General features: G+C 61.2%; 18 protein-coding genes and 1 pseudogene. 12 read left to right on the top strand and 7 right to left on the bottom strand.

Annotated features, from left to right (window positions below):
* Positions 1 to 4 precede the first annotated feature (4 nt).
* Complete coding sequence (locus tag ACIPSK_RS14680) at positions 5 to 430, bottom strand: response regulator (RefSeq protein WP_017966997.1); 426 nt, start codon at positions 428 to 430, stop codon at positions 5 to 7.
* Positions 417 to 2723, bottom strand: a complete 2307-nt coding sequence (locus ACIPSK_RS14675) for a sensor histidine kinase (protein WP_210254194.1) — start codon at positions 2721 to 2723, stop codon at positions 417 to 419. Before ACIPSK_RS14675 ends, ACIPSK_RS14680 begins: the two co-directional genes overlap by 14 nt.
* A 28-nt stretch (positions 2724 to 2751) precedes the next feature.
* Here ACIPSK_RS14675 and ACIPSK_RS14670 point away from each other — a divergent pair, with 28 nt between their 5' ends.
* From ACIPSK_RS14670 to ACIPSK_RS14660, 3 genes are all read left to right on the top strand, one after another.
* A complete protein-coding gene (locus tag ACIPSK_RS14670; protein WP_162117839.1) occupies positions 2752 to 3129 on the top strand; it encodes a response regulator in 378 nt (125 codons plus the stop codon).
* 481 nt (positions 3130 to 3610) lie between these two features.
* Positions 3611 to 4315 (top strand): helix-turn-helix transcriptional regulator, encoded by a 705-nt coding sequence (locus tag ACIPSK_RS14665; RefSeq protein WP_162117838.1) that lies wholly within the window; start codon positions 3611 to 3613, stop codon positions 4313 to 4315.
* A 29-nt stretch (positions 4316 to 4344) separates the two neighbouring features.
* The gene (locus tag ACIPSK_RS14660; RefSeq protein ID WP_162117837.1) at positions 4345 to 4782 is read left to right on the top strand and encodes a response regulator; all 438 of its coding nucleotides are present in this window, start codon (positions 4345 to 4347) and stop codon (positions 4780 to 4782) included.
* A gap of 3 nt (positions 4783 to 4785) precedes the next feature.
* On the opposite strand, the gene ACIPSK_RS14655 is transcribed toward ACIPSK_RS14660, so the two are convergent.
* From ACIPSK_RS14655 to ACIPSK_RS14635, 5 genes and pseudogenes are all read right to left on the bottom strand, one after another.
* On the bottom strand, positions 4786 to 5502 hold the full coding sequence (locus tag ACIPSK_RS14655; protein WP_162117836.1) for a sensor histidine kinase: 717 nt from the start codon (positions 5500 to 5502) through the stop codon (positions 4786 to 4788).
* A gap of 262 nt (positions 5503 to 5764) precedes the next feature.
* A complete protein-coding gene (gene secD, locus ACIPSK_RS14650; protein ID WP_017967003.1) occupies positions 5765 to 8311 on the bottom strand; it encodes a protein translocase subunit SecD in 2547 nt (848 codons plus the stop codon).
* A gap of 83 nt (positions 8312 to 8394) precedes the next feature.
* Positions 8395 to 8775 carry a hypothetical protein gene (locus tag ACIPSK_RS14645; protein WP_446532942.1) on the bottom strand — a complete coding sequence of 127 codons (381 nt, stop codon included), beginning with the start codon at positions 8773 to 8775 and terminating at the stop codon, positions 8395 to 8397.
* Between the two features lie 54 nt (positions 8776 to 8829).
* A pseudogene (locus ACIPSK_RS14640) lies at positions 8830 to 9042 on the bottom strand (sodium:proton antiporter); the annotation flags it as partial.
* 119 nt (positions 9043 to 9161) lie between these two features.
* Positions 9162 to 10604 carry an ArnT family glycosyltransferase gene (locus tag ACIPSK_RS14635; RefSeq protein WP_162117834.1) on the bottom strand — a complete coding sequence of 481 codons (1443 nt, stop codon included), beginning with the start codon at positions 10602 to 10604 and terminating at the stop codon, positions 9162 to 9164.
* Positions 10605 to 11331: 727 nt separating this feature from the next.
* Here ACIPSK_RS14635 and ACIPSK_RS14630 point away from each other — a divergent pair.
* The 9 genes from ACIPSK_RS14630 to cheD all read left to right on the top strand — a co-directional run bounded on the left by ACIPSK_RS14630 (position 11332) and on the right by cheD (position 19337).
* Positions 11332 to 12966, top strand: a complete 1635-nt coding sequence (locus ACIPSK_RS14630; protein ID WP_162117833.1) for a globin-coupled sensor protein — start codon at positions 11332 to 11334, stop codon at positions 12964 to 12966.
* A gap of 63 nt (positions 12967 to 13029) precedes the next feature.
* Positions 13030 to 13326 (top strand): STAS domain-containing protein, encoded by a 297-nt coding sequence (locus ACIPSK_RS14625; RefSeq protein WP_017967009.1) that lies wholly within the window; start codon positions 13030 to 13032, stop codon positions 13324 to 13326.
* Positions 13323 to 13688: a chemotaxis response regulator CheY1 gene (gene cheY1 / locus ACIPSK_RS14620; RefSeq protein WP_017958972.1), complete on the top strand. Its 366-nt coding sequence runs from the start codon at positions 13323 to 13325 to the stop codon at positions 13686 to 13688. Before ACIPSK_RS14625 ends, cheY1 begins: the two co-directional genes overlap by 4 nt.
* 17 nt (positions 13689 to 13705) lie before the next feature.
* A complete protein-coding gene (locus ACIPSK_RS14615; protein WP_162117832.1) occupies positions 13706 to 15982 on the top strand; it encodes a chemotaxis protein CheA in 2277 nt (758 codons plus the stop codon).
* Between the two features lie 4 nt (positions 15983 to 15986).
* Positions 15987 to 16454 (top strand): chemotaxis protein CheW, encoded by a 468-nt coding sequence (locus tag ACIPSK_RS14610; protein ID WP_162117831.1) that lies wholly within the window; start codon positions 15987 to 15989, stop codon positions 16452 to 16454.
* On the top strand, positions 16451 to 17359 hold the full coding sequence (cheR, locus tag ACIPSK_RS14605) for a protein-glutamate O-methyltransferase CheR (RefSeq protein ID WP_162117830.1): 909 nt from the start codon (positions 16451 to 16453) through the stop codon (positions 17357 to 17359). Before ACIPSK_RS14610 ends, cheR begins: the two co-directional genes overlap by 4 nt.
* Complete coding sequence (gene cheB, locus ACIPSK_RS14600) at positions 17356 to 18396, top strand: protein-glutamate O-methylesterase CheB (protein ID WP_017967013.1); 1041 nt, start codon at positions 17356 to 17358, stop codon at positions 18394 to 18396. Before cheR ends, cheB begins: the two co-directional genes overlap by 4 nt.
* A complete protein-coding gene (locus ACIPSK_RS14595; RefSeq protein WP_003556488.1) occupies positions 18397 to 18786 on the top strand; it encodes a response regulator in 390 nt (129 codons plus the stop codon).
* A complete protein-coding gene (cheD, locus tag ACIPSK_RS14590; protein WP_017967014.1) occupies positions 18783 to 19337 on the top strand; it encodes a chemoreceptor glutamine deamidase CheD in 555 nt (184 codons plus the stop codon). The genes ACIPSK_RS14595 and cheD overlap by 4 nt, the downstream gene beginning before the upstream one ends.
* The last annotated feature ends 7 nt before the right edge of the window (positions 19338 to 19344 follow it).

Raw genomic sequence — 19344 nt, 5'->3', positions numbered from 1 at the left:
TCTGTCAGTCCTCGAGCGGCAGGATCGCGATTTCGAACCAGTATTCCTTCAGCCGCTGGATCGCGGCGAAGAGCCCGTCGAGATCGACCGGCTTCTGCACATAGGTATTGGCGCCGAGCGCATAGCAGCCGTCGATGTCGCGCTCGTCGTCGGAGGTCGTGAGGATCACCACCGGGATCTTGCGCCAGCCGGCGTTCGACTTGATCGCCTCCAGCGTCTTGCGGCCGTCAAGACCCGGCATGTTGAGATCGAGCAGGATCAGTCCAGGTTTCGGCACCATCGAGGCGAGCATGTCGAGCGCTTCTTGACCGGAGGCCGCCCAGCGGATCGAGTTGCGCAGGTTGGTGCGTTTGAAGGCGCGCATCGTCGCTTCGAAATCGTCCTCGCTATCCTCGACGATCAGGATCGGTTGCGTGTCACGCTGCTGCATTCTGCCCCTCGCGCTTTTTTCCCAGGGTGAAATAAAATGTCGTGCCGGTGCCGACCTCGGATTCCAGCCAGATATCGCCATTGTGCCGCGCGATGATCTTGCGGACGAAGGTAAGGCCTGCTCCGGTGCCGTCGTCGGAATCCTGCGACTTTTCCAGCCGCTTGAAAATGCGGAAAATATCCTCGTGGAATTCCTGCGGAATGCCCTTGCCGTTATCCTTAACGAAAAACACGTTGCGGGCAACCGTGCCGTCCTTGCCGACGAACCGATCGAGGTAACCGATCGAGACGAGCGGCGCCGGCTTGTCATTGTATTTGATCGCATTGGTGATGAGATTGCGGAAGACTTCAGTCAGCCGCGGCGCGTCGCAGACCACCTCCGGCAGCCGGCCGTCGATGATGACCTTGGCATGCCGCTCCTCCAGCAACAGCTCCATCGTCGCGACGACATCCTTGACGATCAGGCCGATATCGGTGCGTTTGACCGCCAGTTGCTGCCGCCCGAGCCGGGAGAAATAAAGAAGGTCGTTGACGAGTTTCTCCATGCGCTGGCTGAGGCGCACGAGCCGGTTCAGCCGGCGCACGCCGTCTTGGTCGAGCTTGTCTTCATAGTCCTCCAGGAGGAAGCGGGAATGGTTGTGCAGGCCGCGTAGCGGTTCCTTGAGATCATGCGAGGCGATATAGGCGAATTCATCGAGGTCGTGGTTGCTGCGCTCGAGCTCGGCCGTATAGGCCTCGAGCTGGGAAAGCGTCGTTTTCATCCGTTCTTCCTGGCGGACGCGTTCGCTGATGTCGCGCACGATACCGACAAAGGTCTTCGTTTGGCCGGTGACGACTGCGCTGATGGAAACGTCGATCGGAAAGACGATGCCGTTCTTGCGTCGTCCGGAAACCGTGCGGGTCGTGCCGATGATGCGCTCCTCGCCGGTCTGCCGGTAATGGGCGAGGTAGCCGTCGTGCTCGGAATGGTAGGGTTCGGGCATCAGCATCTTGATGTTTTTGCCGATCGTCTCCTGCGGGGAGTAACCGAACATGCTTTCAGCCGCCGGATTGAAATTCTTGACCGTTCCACGCTCGTCGATGACGACGACGGCATCAGGAGTACCGCGCACCAGCGCGCCGAAGCGGACGCGCTCGCTTTCCAGGTTATAGTTGTTGCGCATGAAATAGAAGACGAGGATCGCGATCAGCCAAAGCGTGGCAGCCGTGATGGCACGGTTGGCGATTTCCTGCCAGAACGCCGTCTCGTTGTGCTTGACGGCGAAGAAGCCGAGCATCAGGAGCACGGTGCAGGCAAAGGCGAAGAAAAGCGGCGCATTTCTGTTTCCGAACCAGAGGGCCGTCAACACCAGTGGCACGTAGAGAATGCCGTTGGCAACACCCAGCGGCGTATAAAGATCGACAAGAATGCCAGTGAAGCAGACCGCAGCCGGGATCCACAGCGGGATCTGCGCCCGGTTTGTCGGCTGCATCCACCAGGAGCGGGCGAGAAGCCCCGAGCCGAAGATCACTATGCCGATCGCCGTATGCAGCGCCATCGCCGCATAGGGTCCCCAGCGGTAACCCTGTTCGGCATCGGTGACATAGCCGGCCAGCGCGATCATGCCGAGCGTGATGACGACATAGCTCGTCAGTTCCTGCATCACTTGGCTTATCGACTTCTCCATGTGGAGCGAGAGCAGCAGCGAAAGATTGGCGATCAGGAAGACCAAAGCGGTGTTCGGCCCCATGCCGCCGCCGATCTTGGCGATGAAATCGGGCGGAACCAGGAAGCGCGTGATCGACATGTCGACATTGTGAAAGGCCCGCCCGATGGTGACGATTTCCACGAGCCGGGCCGCAGCGATCGCTGCCGCAAGCCCCGCCAGGATCGTTGCCGTTACGCGAAAACGGCTGGCCGCCAGTGTCGAGGCGGCAAGCCCCACGCCGGAAAGCACGAAGCAGAGAGCGGTGTTGAAGGCCATCGACGGAAAGCCGGGAACCAGCGAAATGACAATCTCGACCCGCAGCAGCCAGCCGGCAAGGGCAATCACGCCGAGAAGGAACATCAGGCAGCCGACCGCAATCGCAAAGGCACGGTAGTGCCGCCTTGGCTGGTCCTGCAGGTCCACGTTGCCCTGATCCTGCACCCGTGTCTCCTCCTTCGGTTCGCGCGGCCATTTTTTCCGAAATCGAGGAATACTCAATAGCCAAGGCAGGGCGGTGCCACGCTTTTTGCGAAATGATCTGCGATAAGGTATATCGAATTTCAGTGGAACCGCGATATGGTGATGTCGAAGGACAGCGAGGTTCATTCGAACAATATCCAAATTACGGTGCTAGATGACCACCCTATTTTATGTCGACGACAGCAAGGATGATCTCTTCTATGTCGACTATATCTGCAGAAGGCAGCAGATAGACGTCGATCTATTCTGTTTTCCCACGGCCGAAATGGCGCTGGAAGCGCTGGAGATGCGCGCGGTGGAAGGCAAGGCCTCGCCTGACCTGCTCGTCGCCGATCTCTACATGCCACTTGATAGCGGCATCGGCCTGATCACTCGGTTGCGCCTGGATGATCGTTTCAAGGCGATGCGGCTTGCTATCTGCAGCGGATCGGATGCTGCCGAGGATCGCGCGCGTTCGCTCGAGGCCGGCGCCGATGCCTATATGGAAAAGCCACTTGACCTTGCCGCGATCATTCACAATCTTGAGATGTAGAAAACGGCGAAAGCCGGATGACCTGTTCCCTCTCATTCGTCCAAGCCATATGACAAACCGCAATTGACAAGGTCGAGGACGCATCACAAGATGCAACCGGAGCGAAGAATATGGAACGCAAAAAAAGCGCTGAGAGAACCAATCAACCCGCGTTCGCCGCCACGAACATCAGCCAACCCCTTAGCTGAATGGGTCTATCGGCTCTCTCGCGCTTACGTCTGGCACTGCCTTCTCGCATTCATGGATGTTGAATGCAGGAAGAATACGATACCCAGGTAAGAACTACTGCCCCTCAGTAAAATCTGCCCGTGCATCACCTCAAGTTGAGATAATTGATGATTTCCGCCTTGCATACCGAAAGTCCCCGTTTTCGATATCTCTCATCAACCTGTCTCGCAATTTTTGTAGCTCTTCGCCTTTAAGACGTATATCCCAAGATTTAGGGATCGGATGCATTGGCGGGAGGAGAGGAAGAGTGGGAATGAACAATGCCCCGGCAATTCCCTTTCATGCCGGACCGGAGTTGAGCCGGGCGATCAACCGCACCGATTTTTTCCGCCTGCTGAAGTCGGCGGCGCAGCATTACAACTTCGACAATTTCGCGCTTGCCCGCATTTCCGAGGCTTCGGCCCCTTTCGGTGAACGCGATATCGTCATCACCAATGTCGCTGAGCGGCGTGTCGGCCTTTTCATCACGACGTTGAAGGAAGCGCTGGGAACGGTCCGGGCAAAGACCGCCCATTTCCTGGCAACGCCGGTCCATGGCAGGAGCGCACAGCCGGAAGTTTATCCGTCCGATCTTGTTTTCAACGAATTCCTCGCTGGCGTCTTTCTCTTCATCCCGCTGTTTACGCCGGAAGGGCGGCGATACTGCCTCGTGTTCAGCGGCGAGCGTCAGGAGCCGGATCAGAGTGAGATCGCCGACATGCTTCTCGACGCCATGCGCATTTTCGACAAGCTGTACGAGGAAATCCTGGCGCCGGAAATGTCCGGACGGCTGACGCAGCGCGAATCGGAAATCGTCAAATGGACGAGCGAAGGCAAGACGTCGGCGGAAATCGCCATCATTCTCGGTCTCTCCGAACATACGGTCAATTCGCACATCACCGCGGCCGCGCGCAAACTTGACGCTGTCAACCGCGTCCATATGGTGGCGATCGCCTTGAGGAATGGTTTGGTTTCGTGAAATTGGTTTCGGATTGGGGAAATGAGACGATGATCACCGAAACGGGCCGGAGGAACACTGTCAAAGTTCTCTTTGTCGATGACGAATTCATCGAATTCCGCGCGCTCAAGAAGAAGATAGCCGATCTCTCCGAGCCGGCCGTCGAGGTTGAATATTCGCAATCGATCGGTGACGCGCTGGAAAAGATCCGCCTGGCGCGCTTCGATCTCATCCTGCTCGACAACCGCCTGCTGCCCAATGCCGATTTCCGCGAAACGGTGCCGGAACTGCGCGGCATCGGTTACACCGGCCCGATCGGCGTCGTCTCCACCGATATATCGGGTGGCTATTTCCAGGAATTCCCGGATTACGGCGTCGACTTCCGCATCGGCAAGGACGAAATCGACGCCCAGGCGCTGCAGCACATCATCCGCGAATATGTCACCTATGACGTCCCGGATTTCTGGAAGGACGATTACAGCATCTAACCATCAGGCAATCGGAAGGCGGATGATGAAACAGCTGCCGCTCGCATCCGAATGTTCGAGGCTGATATCGCCGCCAAGCGCCGTTAGAAACTCCCGCGCCGTCGTCAATCCGAGACCGGCGCCCTGAACCGCTCCCGCCTTCGGCAATTTCCAGAACGGCTCGAATATTCGCTGCCGATAAGCCGGATCGATGCCCGTCCCATTGTCGGAAATCCGGATGAACCAGTCCGTCCCCGCTCGCTCCGCGGCAATGGCGACATGCGGCGGCGCTTCCCCGCGATAGGTGAGGGCATTGGTCAAAAGATGCCGCAGCACCAGACCGAAGAGGGCAGGGTCGGTACGGATGGAGGGCAGGCCGTTGCTTTCAAGCGTCGCCTCGCGGTCCGCCGTCTCGTCGGCCAGTTCGCCCCAGACATTTTCGGCCAGCGCTTGCAGATCGACCTCTTCGAGCGTCACCTGAGGTGTGCCGCCAGCAAGGCTCATCAACGCTTTGGTGAGCCGCTGCGCCGTCTGCGCCTTTTCCAGGATCATCCGGAGGCTCTGAAGCTGTTCGCCATCGAGCGTCTCCTCGAGATCGTCGAGCAGCAGCTCGGCATACATGGCGATATGGCGGAGCGGCGATTGCAGGTCGTGCGAAGCGGTCGCGAGAAAACGCTTGATGCGCTCCTCGCTGTCACCGGCACTGTTGGTTTCCGGCGGTCTTGTCGGGTTGGATGACATCTGGCGGTTTCCCCGATCTCAATTGCAGCGCCGCGCGTCCTTTCAGACGCGCAAAGGGCGCTGTAACACTTTGAATTGGCACATAATGCAGCAGCCGACAATAGAAAGAGGGCGCCGGCTCTGCAACCGGCGCCCTCTTCAAGGATGCGTTAAAGACGAAATAGAGCGCCGCGCGTCTTTTCAGACGCGCAAAGGACGCTCTATCACTTTGAATTGCGCATGATCCTTTCTGAAAATCGATTCCGATTTTCGGGGTTATGCGCTAGCTCGCGGACTTGCGCGGGCGACCCTGTTCAGGGGGGATGATCTCCACTGCCGTATCGGTTGCCGCTGCCTTGGCATGGCGGCGGCGCCAGTCGCCGAGGAAGAGCAGGATGGGTGCCGCGATGAAGATCGACGAGGCGCCGGCCACGAGAATGCCGAAGACCATCGGGATTGCGAAGCTCGAGACGGCACTACCGCCCCAGATCGCCATCGGCACCAGTGCGAGGAAGGCCGTCGCATTGGTGTAAAGGCTTCGCGCCAGCGTCTCGTTGATCGACTTGTCGATGATCTCGCGCAACGGCATCGACTTGTAGAGCCGCATGTTTTCGCGCATGCGGTCATAGACGACGACCTTGTCGTTCACCGAATAACCGACAAGCGTCAGGATGGCGGCGATCGCCGTCAGGTTGAAGTCGAGGCCGGTGATCGCGAAGAAGCCAATCGCCTTGGTGACATCGAGCACCAGCGTGACGATGGCACCCACGGCAAATGGCCATTCGAACCGCACCCAGATGTAGATGAGCATCGCCAAGCTTGCGATCACCACCGACAGGATACCGGCCCAGGCAAGCTCGCCGCTGACCTTCGGACCGATGACGTCGGTACCTTCGACGGTGGCGGTCGGATCGATCTTGGCGACCTCGGCCTTCAGCTTGGTCACCGCTGCCGTCTGCGCCTCTTCGCCGCCTTCCTGCCGCTGGGCACGAACGAGAATGCTGTTCTTGTCGCCGAAGGACTGCAGCGAGATTTCGCCGAGACCAAGCGTGTTCAAGCCTTCACGGAACGTCCCGAGATCGGCCGGGCCGGTGGTCTTGACGGCCATCTGGATGCCGCCGCGGAAATCGACGCCGTAGTTGAGGCCCGGATGAATGAAAAGCACGACGGAGGCGATCGAAAGCAGCGCTGAAACGGTGAGGCCGAAGAAGCGCGCCTTCATGAACTGGATGTGCTTGTCATAGGGGCTGAACGGGATCAACGGCCGGATGTTCAGCACCTTGATCTTGCTGCGGCGGGTGATCTCGATCATCGCGACACGCACGAAGGCGACCGATGTGAACATCGAGATGATCAGGCCGAGCGCCATGGTCACGGCAAAGCCGCGAACCGGTCCGGAGCCGAAAAAGAACAGGATGGCCGCAGCGATCAGGGCCGTCATGTTGCCGTCGATAATGGTCGAATAGGCGCGGCGGAAGCCGGTGTCTATCGCGGCGAAGGCGCTCTTGCCCTTGCGCGTTTCTTCGCGGATGCGCTCGTTGATGAGAACGTTGGCGTCGACCGCAAGGCCGATGCCGAGAACGACACCGGCAATGCCCGGCAGCGTCAGCGTCGCACCGACCAGCGTCAGCGCCGAAAAGGTCAGGATCGTGTGGATCAACAGCGCGATATTCGCCAGGAAGCCCCAGGTGCCATAGAGAACGAAGATGAAGGCTGCGACGAGCACAAAGCCGACGATGCCGGAATAAATGCCCATCTTGATGGCATCGGCTCCGAGGTCGGCGCCGACGGTGCGCTCTTCGATGACCGTCAGCTTGGCGGGCAGGGCGCCGGCGCGCAACATGGCGGCCAGCGTCGTGGCGCTATCGGCCGAGAAACTGCCGGAGATCTGGCCGGAACCGCCGGTGATCGGCTCGCGGATAACAGGCGCGCTCAGCACCTTGTCGTCGAGGACGATGGCGAAGGGATTGCCGACGTTCTGGCGGGTGATCTCGGCAAAGCGGCTGGCGCCGGCGCTGTCGAAGCGGAAGCTGACGATCGGCTCATGCGTGTTCGGGTCGAAGCTGACGCGGGCATCCGAAAGGCGGTCGCCGGAGATTTCGACGCGGTCGAGGACCGGATAGGACCTGCCTTCATCGTCCTTCAGCATGGTCACGCCGGGTCCGGGCGCATTGTTCGGCGACAGCATGTGGAACGACATCTTGGCGGTGGAGCCGAGCAGTTCGCGCAGGCGTGACGGATCCTGCGCGCCCGGAAGCTGGACGAGCACGCGATTGGCGCCGATGCGCTGGATGGTGGGCTCGGAGACGCCGACCTGGTCGACGCGCTGGCGGATGACTTCAAGGCTTTGCTGGACGGCGTTGTCGACATTGGCGGAGATGCCGGCCGGCGAGAAGCCGACCGTGATGGTGGCGCCGTTCGCAGTGACGGCCAGATCCGACTGGCCGGCGCTGAGGCCGGTGCTGATCGGGTTGGCAAGCGTCTTGAGCTCGGTGACGGCAGCATCGCTCTGCGCGGCATCGGCGAGCGTCACGACGATCTGGTTCTGGCTGCGGACCACGGCTTTCGGCTGGATGCCCTTTTCGCGCAGCACGCGCCGGGCGTCCTGAAGCAGCGACTGCAGCCGCTCCTTGGTCAAGTCGGCTTCGTCGACTTCCAGAACGAGGTGCGAACCACCGCGAAGGTCGAGGCCGAGCGACACCTGCTGATGCGGCAGCCAGGCCGGCACGCGCTGGAGGACGGATTGCGGCAGGGCGTTCGGCAGGGCGATCAATAGGCCGAGTAGGATGATCACCGTATAGGTGACCACCAGCCATCGTGAAGTACGCATGTTGTATTCCTTGATATCGAGGGCCGGCGCTCGGGCGCTGGCGGCATGTCGTCAATGGTCGGAAGCGCCGATCGGCGCGAGCGTCAGGTAGCGACCGGCGGTGCGCGCGGCTGATGGGTCCTGGAGACTGCGGCATGAAGCGAAGCTTCAAATGCCGGAAAAGGCGCGGCCGTGGTCCAGCCGGAAAAATCGACAACCGGGGCGGCGGCAAGGGCAAGCGGTCCGGCGTCATGCGCCGCCTGCTTCGGTGCAAGCTTGCGTTCAGTGGCAAGCAGCCCGCGCACGGTATCGCGCGCAGTCAGTTGCGGCGGCTGCAAATCCCGATCGGAAGAGGAAAGCGTAATGGCGGCGGCGGCCGGCGAGATCACCAGATTGCCGCCGAAAAGCAGGCCGAGATAGGCAAGGACAGCGACGAGAAGGGAAGCGGCGATACGGCTCGTCAGACGGCGCTGGTCCAGCTCCATCCTCTCCGTCCCGGCGATGTCACTCCCGTATCGGCTCAAAAGCGCGCCAATCTCTCATTCTCTTCCCGGCGGAGGGTCATCCGTCGGCATAATTGTATCAGGCCCATGCCCGTCTTCATAGGGCACACTCTCATGATGCACTTGGGCGAGCCGGTCAACCATGCCCAGCGCGATTTCACGCTCGCCCATGATGACGGTATCGGCGCCATAGTGCGTCATCTCGTCGACGTCGGCGGCGGAATGGGCGCGGGCGACGAGGAGGCTTGAAATCATGGGTCAAGGCGCAAGGGAAACAATTCTCACTCCTGCTCTCTGCCGCGCGGCGCGTGCATAATTCAAAGGGCTACAGTGCCCGCTGCGCCTCTCGAAAAGACGTGGCAGCTCTGTCATCGGGCAGGCTGAACCGGCTCGGACGCCAGGCAGGCGGCAGAGACCTTGTAGGCGGAAAGCGCCTTGCCCTTATAGTTGCCTTCCGTCGGCTGCCAGTTCTTCAGCACCTCGGGCGTCTCGGTGGCGCAGGAGAAGGGTCCGTCCGTCAGGAAAAGCACCTTGCCGGTGGTGTCGGCCGGCAGAGCGAATTCCTGCTCGTAATAGCTCTCCGGAAGGCCTGCGGGCGCCCGCGCATAGATCCGGTAGGATTGATCTCGGAGCGTATAAAAGAGGTCGGCGACCATGTCGCGATTGTCGGTGACGATGATGTCGGTGCCGGCCTGAGCTGCGAGAGCGGCCGCCTCGCGGCTGACTTCGGCACGGCCGAGATAGCGCTTCATCAGCGCGTCGCCGTTCGGTAGCAGCAACTGATGCGGAAAGATCGTCGCCAGCGGAAAGAGCAGGCTGGCGATGCCGTTGATGGCCAGCGACAGCCTGAGCCCCTTCGGCCACATCCGGTAAAGCAGCCAGACGGCAAGGATGGTCCCTGCGACATAGGCAGTCACGGCCCAGTTGGCATAGGCCTTGGCGACCGTTGCCTGCAGCGTGATCAGCACCACCACCGGTATCGACAGCCAGACCAGTATCTTCTCGCGATCGTCGCTCCTACCCTTGATCATGCGATAGACCGCCCAGAGCGTCGCAAAGAAGATGATCGGCCCAACGACGCCGAATTGGGCGGAGAAAAATTCAAGCCCGCGACGCAAGTTGATGCCGAGTTCGCTCCAATGGGCGATGTCCTGCGTATGCCGCACCGTAGTATTGTCGTGCTGCAGGTTCCACCAGAGGTTCGGCAAGGCGACGACCGCCGCGACCGCGACCGCGATGATGAAATCCCGGATGGCGATGCGCGCCGCCGGAATGAGGAGGAGGGCAAGCGCGCCGCCCGGAACGACGAACAGCACGGCATATTTGGTCAGGAAGGCGAGGCCGACGCTAAGGCCCATGACGAGCGCCAGCCCGACTGAGCGTCGCTGCGTTAAGCCGAAATAGGCAAGCAAAGCGATCGCGATAAAAAACAGCAGGATCACGTCGGTCGAGAAGAACACCGAAGAAAGCGCCACGCCCGGAAGCGTGATGTAGGTGGCGCCCGTCCAGCCTTCGATCTCCGGCCCGACGAAACGTTTTGCCGTCTTCATCAGCACCAGTGCGGCCGCCATGTGGATCAGCGGTCCGAGCAGCCTGATCCAATAGATGGCGTTGGAGCCGGAAAGCTCGGTCATCGCCCGGATCACCCAGGCAATCATCGGCGGCTTGGAATAGTAGCCGAGATCGAGATTCTGCGACCAGAACCAGTACTGCGCCTCGTCGACGAAAAGGTCCGTCGCATCGAAATTGAGCGTGACCACGCGCCAGAGCGTGAAGCCAAGAACGATGAGGAGACCAGATCTGGGGGACATGAACCGATAGTTCCGCTGACATGAAAGGCGCGAGTGCGATACACCAAAGGTGCCGGACTGCCAACGGGGAAGGGCGGAGATCAGTTTAAAGCATGGCGCGCAAAACTGTGCAGCTGCGGTAGCGACATGCGTAAAAGTAAAAATCCAACGCGCGAAGAGCGTATCTGAAAGATCGCGACGCGCTTCAGAACACCCGAAGTGCGCGGAGATCGCGATTTGCAGCGAGAAAATCGAGACGGGCGACGGCGGCAAGCAGCGTCATTGCAATCAAGCAGGAACCCAATCCGAGAACAATCATTGCTCAGTCCTTGTCGACGTCATGTCTTGGTTATCGACCGGCATATAACACGGAGCTTGCGTGTGCCTTGTAGCAGCCGTGCAACTCCGCAGCAGTATTTGCTGTGAACGGCGTTGAATTGCTTCAAAAGCCCGCACCGCGAAAGGCTTATTAACCTTCAGGCAAGGAATTAACCATAAACATTGGTTTACACGTCGGAATGGGAAGATGCACTCGTTCCCACCAGGCATGACGCCGTCCCGCCGTACCGGTTGATCCGGTATCCATCTCTTCAGACAGCTCCGAAACATAGCTGATCAGGGGGTTCGATCCGCCGGTTGTAACCGGTGGTGAGGACCGTCTCCACGCTTCGCGTTCAACGGATGCTGCGCAAGTTTTTGGCCGGGCCTTCGCCCGGAAAGTGGTTGGGGACAGGCGTTGAGGCAGGACATGCCATCAGATCAGGCTCGTGGCGCGCAGGCAGGCAGCTTGCGCGACCGCCTGCGCTTTGCCGGTCTCGATGCCGAACAGTGCGAGTTGGTGCGCCGCAACCGGCCAGCCCTCGAAGCGCATCTGAAGGCAGGCCTCAGGGATCTCTTCCACAGGTTCCAGTCATTCCCCGACGCCTCGCGCAATTTCGAGAGCGATCGCCAGGTCGAGCGGCTGCACGATCTGCAGTCATCGCATTGGGACGTGCTGACGGATGCACGGTTCGACAGCCTCTATGCCGAGCGCGTCAAGGTTCTCTCCGATACCGAAAGCAAGATGAGTCTTGACCCGCGCTGGCACGTGGCCGGCCATGGCGTCATGCTGGAGCATGTCGTTTCCGGCCTCGCCGAGCAGATTGCCGGCCGTCCACTGCTGCCGTCGGCCAAACGCCGCACCCGTGAGATCTCCGATCTGATGACAGCGATCATCCGTATCGTCATGGTCGATGTGGAAATTGCCGTCTCGCTTCGCTTCAATGCGCTGCGTGCCGGGGAGCAGCGCGCGCTCGCCGATCAGCGCGCCGACAACGAAGCCGAGATCGCCCGGATATTCGGCGACGTCATCGAAGGCCTGTCCGCACGCGACCTGACGCGACGCGCGCCTGTCGACGGCGATGGCGCCTATGGCGGGATCGCCGCCGCGCTGAACGGCGCGTTGGACGGCCTCCAGGCCGAGTTCACCGCCATTACCGAGCGCACGGTCAAGGCCGAAGCGGCGACGGGCGCGCTTGCCGGTCTGTCACGGCAGTTTGCCGGCACGGCTTCCGGCCAGGCCGAGCGGCTGCAGCTTTCCGCCGCGGCCCTTGCCGGCATCGCCGGTAGCGTCCGCGATGGCGCCGCCGACAGCCGCGCTGCCCAACAAGCGGCCGCCACGACGCGCGCTGTCGTCGAGGAAAGCGGCGAGGTCGTCGGCCGCGCGATCAGCGCCATGGCCGATATCGAGCAGTCGGCCGAAAAGATCGGCCAGATCATCGGTGCGATCGACGAGATCGCCTTCCAGACCAATCTCCTGGCGCTGAATGCCGGCATCGAAGCTGCTCGCGCCGGCGATTCCGGCCGCGGTTTTGCCGTCGTCGCCCAGGAAGTCCGCGCCCTTGCCCAGCGCTCGGCCGAAGCCGCCCGCGAGATCAAGACGCTGGTGACGACGACCAAGGCGCAGGTCGATGCCGGCGTGCAGATGGTCGGCCGCACACAGGATTCGATCGGCAGCATCGTACGTCAAGTCACCGACATCAACGCCGCCATATCAGGCATCGCCACCCGAACCGGCGAACATGCCGCAAGCCTCGACAGCGTAACAGCCGACGTCAAGGGCCTGGGTGGCGAGGTGGCCGATAGTGCCGGCCTTGCGGAGCGCTCGGCTGAAGGCGCCGACCACCTCCACGCCGTCATTCTCGAACTCGGCCAGACGATTCGCGAATTCCGCATCGCCCGGGAAAACGCCGCTGTCGGGCGCCCTGCGCCGGTTCGCGTCACGCCGCCGCGGGCCATCGAGGTCGCCGCTCGTCCGGCACTGGCCGAGGACGGATACGAAAATGACGATTTTAGCCTTCCGCAGCCCTTCGCAAGCGTCGGACGTGGGCGGAATGTTTACTAACCTATCGGATGATCGCCTCAGCTCGTCTTCTCGGGCCGGGGATAAGGGGACAAGGAAAAGCTGATGGCAGCAAAGAAGAGTGGCAAGACGCTGGATTTGACAGCGGTGCTCGACCTCAACGAGGCTTCCGCCTTGCGCGATAAGCTCCTCTCTCTCAGGGGTAGCGGTCTTTCGATAGACGCTTCCGGCGTTGAACGGATCGGTGCTCTTTGCGCCCAGGTTCTGATGTCCGCCGAGAAGACCTGGGAACAGGACAAGCAGCCGTTCACCTTCACCAAGGTGTCCGACGCATTTCAGAAAACCATGCAGTTGGTGGGCGTCAATATTGACCACCTGCTTGCCAAGGAGATTCGGCAATGAAGAAAAAAGTGCTGACCGTGGATGATTCCCGCACCATCCGAAACATGCTTCTCGTGACGCTGAACAATGCCGGCTTCGAGACCATCCAGGCAGAAGACGGCATCGAGGGCCTCGAGATCCTCGAAGAGTCCAACCCTGACGTCATCGTGACCGACATCAACATGCCGCGCCTCGACGGTTTCGGCTTCATCGAAGGTGTCCGCCGCAACGAGAAATATCGGGCGATCCCGATCCTGGTTCTGACCACCGAAAGCGACGCGGAAAAGAAGAACCGCGCCCGCCAGGCCGGTGCCACCGGCTGGATCGTCAAGCCTTTCGACCCGGCCAAGCTGATCGATGCCATTGAGCGTGTAACCGCTTAAACCCAGGATTTGCTCCTATGGATATGAACGAAATCAAAGAGATCTTTTTCCAGGAGTGCGAGGAACAGCTCGCCGAGTTGGAATCCGGTCTTCTGAAAATGAATGATGGCGATCGCGATCCGGAAACCGTCAATGCGGTGTTCCGTGCCGTGCATTCGATCAAGGGCGGCGCCGGCGCCTTCGGCCTTGACGATCTGGTAGCCTTCGCCCATGTCTTCGAGACCACTCTCGATTGCGTTCGATCCAACAAGCTTGAGCCGAACCAGGATGTCCTGAAGGTGATGCTGAAGTCGGCCGACGTGCTCGCCGACCTGACGAACGTCGCGCGCGACGGCGGCAGCGTCGATGAAAGCCGCAGCCGCGGCCTCGTCAGGGAGCTCGAGGCATTGGCCAACGGTGAAATCCCGTCTCCCTCGGCCTCAGCCGAGGCGCCTGCGCCGAAGGCCGCCGCAAAGGCCTCTCCGGCGCCGACCCCCAAGCCGACGGACGACAGCGGCTTCCAGCCAGTCCCCTTTTCCTTCGACGATTTTGGCGGCGAGGGTGATGCGGGCGGCATGCCGGCCTATGAAGTCATCTTCAAGCCGCGCTACGAACTCTATTCCAAGGGCAATGACGCCACCCTGCTGCTGCGCGATCTCTCGCGCCTCGGTGAAATGACGATCTATTGCAATACGGATGACCTGCCGGGGCTCGAAGAACTCGATCCGGAAGGCGCTTATTTCTTCTGGAACGTCACGATCAAGACGGACAAGGGCGAGGACGCCATTCGCACCGTCTTCGAATTCGCCGAGTGGGATTGCGAACTGACCGTGAAGCCGGTCGCAGAAGCAAGGGCCGACGCGACCAGCAACGACGAACTGCCGATGGTGCCGGTTCCCTTCGATCTGTCGATCCTGGATGAAACGGGCGCAATGGAAGAGGTTTCCCCCTCAGACCCGCGGGCCGAGGAAACGGCTGCAGCAGTTGCCGCCGCCGAGACTGCCTCCAACGTCACGCAGATGGTCGCCGCCCGCGTCGAGAAGAAGGAATCGGCAGCCGCCGCAGCGGCCGCTGCAAGTGCTGCCGCCCAGAACAATGCCGCCGGTGCCGGCCAGACGATCCGCGTCGATCTCGACCGTGTCGACCGCCTGATCAACCTCGTCGGCGAATTGGTCATCAACCAGGCGATGCTGTCGCAGAGCGTCATCGAGAACGACACGACCGGCACCTCCTCGATCAATATGGGCCTCGAGGAGCTGCAGCAGCTCACCCGCGAGATCCAGGACTCGGTCATGGCGATCCGCGCGCAGCCGGTAAAGCCGGTCTTCCAGCGCATGTCGCGTATCGTCCGCGAAATCGCCGACATGACCGGCAAGTCGATCCGCCTGATCACCGAAGGTGAAAACACCGAAGTCGACAAGACGGTCATCGACAAGCTGGCCGAGCCGCTGACCCACATGATCCGCAACGCCGTCGACCACGGCATCGAAACGCCTGAAAAGCGTGCAGCCGCCGGCAAAAACACGGAAGGCACGGTCCGCCTCACCGCCAAGCATCGTTCGGGACGCATCCTGATCGAGCTTGCCGACGACGGCGCCGGCATCAACCGCGAGAAGGTCCGCCAGAAGGCAATCGACAACGACCTCATCCCGGCCGATTCCAATCTGTCCGACGAGGAAATCGACAACCTGATCTTCCTGCCGGGCTTCTCGACGGCCGACAAGATCTCCGACATTTCCGGCCGCGGCGTCGGCATGGACGTCGTCAAGCGTTCGATCCAGGCGCTCGGCGGCCGCATCAACATCACCTCGAAACCGGGTCACGGCTCGGTCTTCACCATGAGCCTGCCGCTGACGCTCGCCGTCCTCGACGGCATGGTGGTCACCGTCGCCGGCCAGACGCTGGTCGTGCCGCTGACGGCAATCGTCGAAACCCTGCAGCCGGAAGCTGCCGCGATCCACTCCTTCGGTGCGAACCACCGGCTGATCTCGATCCGCAACAGCTTTTGCCCGCTGGTCGATGTCGGCCGCATCTTGAATTTCCGCGCCACCCAGGCCAATCCAGTCGAGGGCGTGGCGCTTCTGGTGGAATCCGAAGGCGGCGGCCAGCGGGCTCTGATGGTCGATGCCATTCAGGGTCAGCGCCAGGTGGTCATCAAGAGCCTGGAAGCGAACTACACCCATGTGCCGGGCATTGCCGCCGCCACCATTCTCGGTGACGGTCGCGTCGCTCTCATCCTCGATGTCGACGCGGTTGTCGGCGCCTCGCGCGGCCAGTCGCTCAAAGCGGAAATGTCGCTAGCAGCGGTGGGATAAGCGAATGTCGTACACGGTAAAAAATCTGAACGAGGGGGATCGCGAGCTGATCGCGTTCCGCATCGGGGATCAGGAATTTTGCGTGAACATCATGTCGGTTCGCGAAATCCGCGGCTGGACCCCGGCGACCGCGATGCCGCATTCGCCTGGCTATATGCTGGGTGTCATCAACCTGCGCGGCGCGGTGCTGCCGATCATCGATCTTGCGGCCCGGCTCGGCATGAAGCCGGCTGATCCCACAGCCCGTCATGTCATCATCGTCGCCCAGGTCTGGCGTAAGGTCGTCGGCCTGCTGGTCGACGCCGTTTCCGATATCCTGACGGTGACCGACGAAACCATCCAGCCGACGCCCGAAATCTCCTCCGAGCTCGAGCGTCAATTTGCCCGCGGCGTTCTCGCGATCGAGAAGCGCATGATTTGCCTGATCGAACTCGAAACCCTCTTTTCAGAGACCGAAAGCGAAGCCGCATGAGTGTAATGGGCGCAAAAGATCAGAGACAGGGATCCGACGAGGTCCTGGCGAGCGGAGAATATCCGCTGACGCGCCGCGACCTCACCGAGATCGCCGCAATGATCTATTCGGATGCCGGCATCTTCCTCAATGAGACGAAGGCGTCGCTCGTCTATTCGCGCCTGTCGAAGCATATCCGCAATCTCGGTCTGTCCGGCTTCCGGGAATATTGCGACCTCGTCGCTTCGCCGGCCGGCGCCGCACCGCGCCGCGAGATGCTTTCGCACCTGACCACCAATTTTACCCGCTTCTTCCGCGAGAACCACCATTTCGACCACCTGCGCGACCATGTCCTGCCGGAACTTCTGCAGCGGGCGAGATCGGGCGGCAGAGTGCGCATCTGGTCGGCCGCCTCCTCCGATGGGCAGGAGCCCTATTCGATCGCGCTGACGGTGCTGTCGCTGATGCCGAATGTCGCGGACTACGACTTCAAGATCCTGGCAACCGACATCGACCCGAAGATCCTCGCGATCGCCCGGGCCGGCGCCTATGACGAGAGCGCGCTCGAAACCGTTTCGCCGGCCATGCGCAAGCAATGGTTCAGCGAAGTCGAGGTTCAGGGCCGCAGGAAGTTTCAGGTCGACGACCGCGTAAAGCGGCTGATCACCTACAACGAGTTGAACCTGATGGCGCAATGGCCGTTCAAGGGCAAGTTCGACGTCATCTTCTGCCGCAACGTCGTCATCTATTTCGACGAGCCGACGCAGACGAAGATCTGGCAGCGTTTCGCCGGCCTGCTGCCGGAAGGCGGCCACCTCTATATCGGCCATTCGGAGCGTGTTTCGGGTGAGGCAAAACACGTCTTCGACAATATCGGCATCACGACCTATCGCTATACGGCCAAAGGTCTCGGGAGGAAGGCATGAGCGCTCCGGCAAGGGTTCTCGTTGTTGACGACTCCCCGACGATGCGGGGACTGATCACCGCTGTGCTGAGTTCCGACCCTGAGGTCAACGTCATCGGCCAGGCCGGCGACGCGTTGGAGGCGCGCGAGGCAATCAAGCGGCTGAACCCCGACGTCCTGACGCTCGACATCGAGATGCCGAACATGAACGGTCTCGATTTTCTCGAAAAGATCATGACGCTGCGTCCGATGCCGGTGATCATGGTATCCACAATGACCCATCGCGGCGCCGAGGCGACGCTTGCGGCGCTGGAGATCGGCGCGTTCGACTGCGTCGGCAAGCCGGCTCCGGGCGAAACCAGGCCCTTCGGCGACCTCGCCGAGAAGGTCAAAGCCGCCGCGCGCACGCAACGCCAGTATTCCCAGCCTGTTGCCGCTGTGCCACCGCCCTCGGTCGCCGATTTCCGCGTCGGCCGCAAGATCGTCGCGATCGGCTCGTCGACCGGCGGCGTCGAGGCGCTGATTGCCGTGCTGCAGAAATTCCCGGCGAATTGCCCGCCGACCGTCATCACCCAGCATATGCCGCCGACCTTCACCAAAAGCTTCGCCGAACGGCTGAACCGCCTCTGTGCGCCGGTGGTGCAGGAAGCGACCGATGGTGCCCGTCTCGAAATCGGCAAGATCTATCTGGCACCCGGTGGAGAGCGTCATCTGCAGGTCAGCGGTGCCTCGGCGCCGTGCTGCCGTCTCATCGACCGTGCGCCGGTCAACGGTCACCGCCCCTCGGTGGACGTACTTTTCGATTCGGTCGCGGAACTGGCGGGCCGCAACGCCGTCGGCGTGATCTTGACCGGCATGGGCCGCGATGGCGCCGCCGGATTGTTGAAAATGCGCCACGCAGGCGCCAGAACGCTCGGCCAGAACGAAAAAACCTGTGTCGTTTACGGAATGCCAAGGGTTGCTCACGAACTTGGCGCCGTTGAGCAGCAGCTTCCGCTGTCTGCCATCGGTGAAGAAATATTGAAAATGACAGCCGCCCGAAAGGAAGGGACCGAATAAATGTCGATCGCGGAGAAAATCAAAGTTCTGATCGTCGATGATCAGGTAACGAGCCGGTTGCTGCTCAGCGATGCGCTGACCCAGCTCGGTTTCAAGCAGATCACGTCGGCCGGCGACGGCGAGCAGGGCATGAAGATCATGGCCGAGCAGCCGCACCACCTGGTGATCTCGGACTTCAACATGCCGAAGATGGATGGCATCGGCTTCCTTCAGGCCGTGCGCACCAACCCGAACACCAAGAAGGCGGCCTTCATCATCCTCACCGCCCAGGGCGACCGCGCACTGGTGCAGAAGGCGGCCCAGCTCGGCGCCAACAACGTGCTCGCCAAGCCGTTCACGATCGAGAAGATGAAAGCGGCCATCGAAGCCGTGTTTGGAGCCCTGAAATGATCACTGAGGGGGCAGCCCGCCGCGTGCACATCATTCAGGGCGAGTACAAGGTCCTGAACGATCCGAATGCGGTCCTCTCGACCATTCTCGGTTCGTGCGTGGCTGCGTGCCTCAGAGATCCTGTCGCCGGTGTCGGCGGCATGAACCACTTTTTGCTGCCCGGTTCGGCGACGTCGCCGACAACAGGTGGCGATGCCACGCGGTACGGCGTGCATCTGATGGAACTGCTGATTAACGGTCTCCTGAAGCAGGGCGCCCGGCGTGATCGACTGGAGGCAAAGATCTTCGGCGGCGCGAAGACGATCTCGACATTCTCCAATGTCGGTGAGCAGAACGCGGCCTTCGCCGTGCAGTTCCTGAGGGATGAAGGCATTCCGGTGGTCGGCTCCTCCACAGGCGGAGAGCATGGACGCAAGCTTGAATATTGGCCGGTCTCCGGTCGTGCCCGGCAATACCCCCTGACCGGTGCCGAAACGCAGAGAACCGTCGCTCTCGAGCAGCGCCCCGCCGCTCCGCAGAAGCCCGTCGAAACCAGTATCGAATTTTTTTGATGGCGAG

The sequence above is a fragment of the Rhizobium sp. LARHSG275 genome, from assembly GCF_052871115.1.
This window is presented reverse-complemented; position numbering and strand designations above follow the sequence as displayed.

Coding starts and splice junctions, on each gene's coding strand:
- cheD (WP_017967014.1), top strand. CDS start 18,783: ATGATCACTGAGGGGGCAGCCCGCCGCGTGCACATCATTCAGGGCGAG.
- ACIPSK_RS14670 (WP_162117839.1), top strand. CDS start 2,752: ATGACCACCCTATTTTATGTCGACGACAGCAAGGATGATCTCTTCTAT.
- ACIPSK_RS14645 (WP_446532942.1), bottom strand. CDS start 8,775: ATGGAGCTGGACCAGCGCCGTCTGACGAGCCGTATCGCCGCTTCCCTT.
- ACIPSK_RS14630 (WP_162117833.1), top strand. CDS start 11,332: ATGCCATCAGATCAGGCTCGTGGCGCGCAGGCAGGCAGCTTGCGCGAC.
- ACIPSK_RS14595 (WP_003556488.1), top strand. CDS start 18,397: ATGTCGATCGCGGAGAAAATCAAAGTTCTGATCGTCGATGATCAGGTA.
- ACIPSK_RS14635 (WP_162117834.1), bottom strand. CDS start 10,604: ATGTCCCCCAGATCTGGTCTCCTCATCGTTCTTGGCTTCACGCTCTGG.
- ACIPSK_RS14675 (WP_210254194.1), bottom strand. CDS start 2,723: ATGAACCTCGCTGTCCTTCGACATCACCATATCGCGGTTCCACTGAAA.
- cheB (WP_017967013.1), top strand. CDS start 17,356: ATGAGCGCTCCGGCAAGGGTTCTCGTTGTTGACGACTCCCCGACGATG.
- ACIPSK_RS14680 (WP_017966997.1), bottom strand. CDS start 430: ATGCAGCAGCGTGACACGCAACCGATCCTGATCGTCGAGGATAGCGAG.
- ACIPSK_RS14660 (WP_162117837.1), top strand. CDS start 4,345: ATGATCACCGAAACGGGCCGGAGGAACACTGTCAAAGTTCTCTTTGTC.
- cheR (WP_162117830.1), top strand. CDS start 16,451: ATGAGTGTAATGGGCGCAAAAGATCAGAGACAGGGATCCGACGAGGTC.
- ACIPSK_RS14615 (WP_162117832.1), top strand. CDS start 13,706: ATGGATATGAACGAAATCAAAGAGATCTTTTTCCAGGAGTGCGAGGAA.
- ACIPSK_RS14665 (WP_162117838.1), top strand. CDS start 3,611: ATGAACAATGCCCCGGCAATTCCCTTTCATGCCGGACCGGAGTTGAGC.
- secD (WP_017967003.1), bottom strand. CDS start 8,311: ATGCGTACTTCACGATGGCTGGTGGTCACCTATACGGTGATCATCCTA.
- ACIPSK_RS14610 (WP_162117831.1), top strand. CDS start 15,987: ATGTCGTACACGGTAAAAAATCTGAACGAGGGGGATCGCGAGCTGATC.
- cheY1 (WP_017958972.1), top strand. CDS start 13,323: ATGAAGAAAAAAGTGCTGACCGTGGATGATTCCCGCACCATCCGAAAC.
- ACIPSK_RS14655 (WP_162117836.1), bottom strand. CDS start 5,502: ATGTCATCCAACCCGACAAGACCGCCGGAAACCAACAGTGCCGGTGAC.
- ACIPSK_RS14625 (WP_017967009.1), top strand. CDS start 13,030: ATGGCAGCAAAGAAGAGTGGCAAGACGCTGGATTTGACAGCGGTGCTC.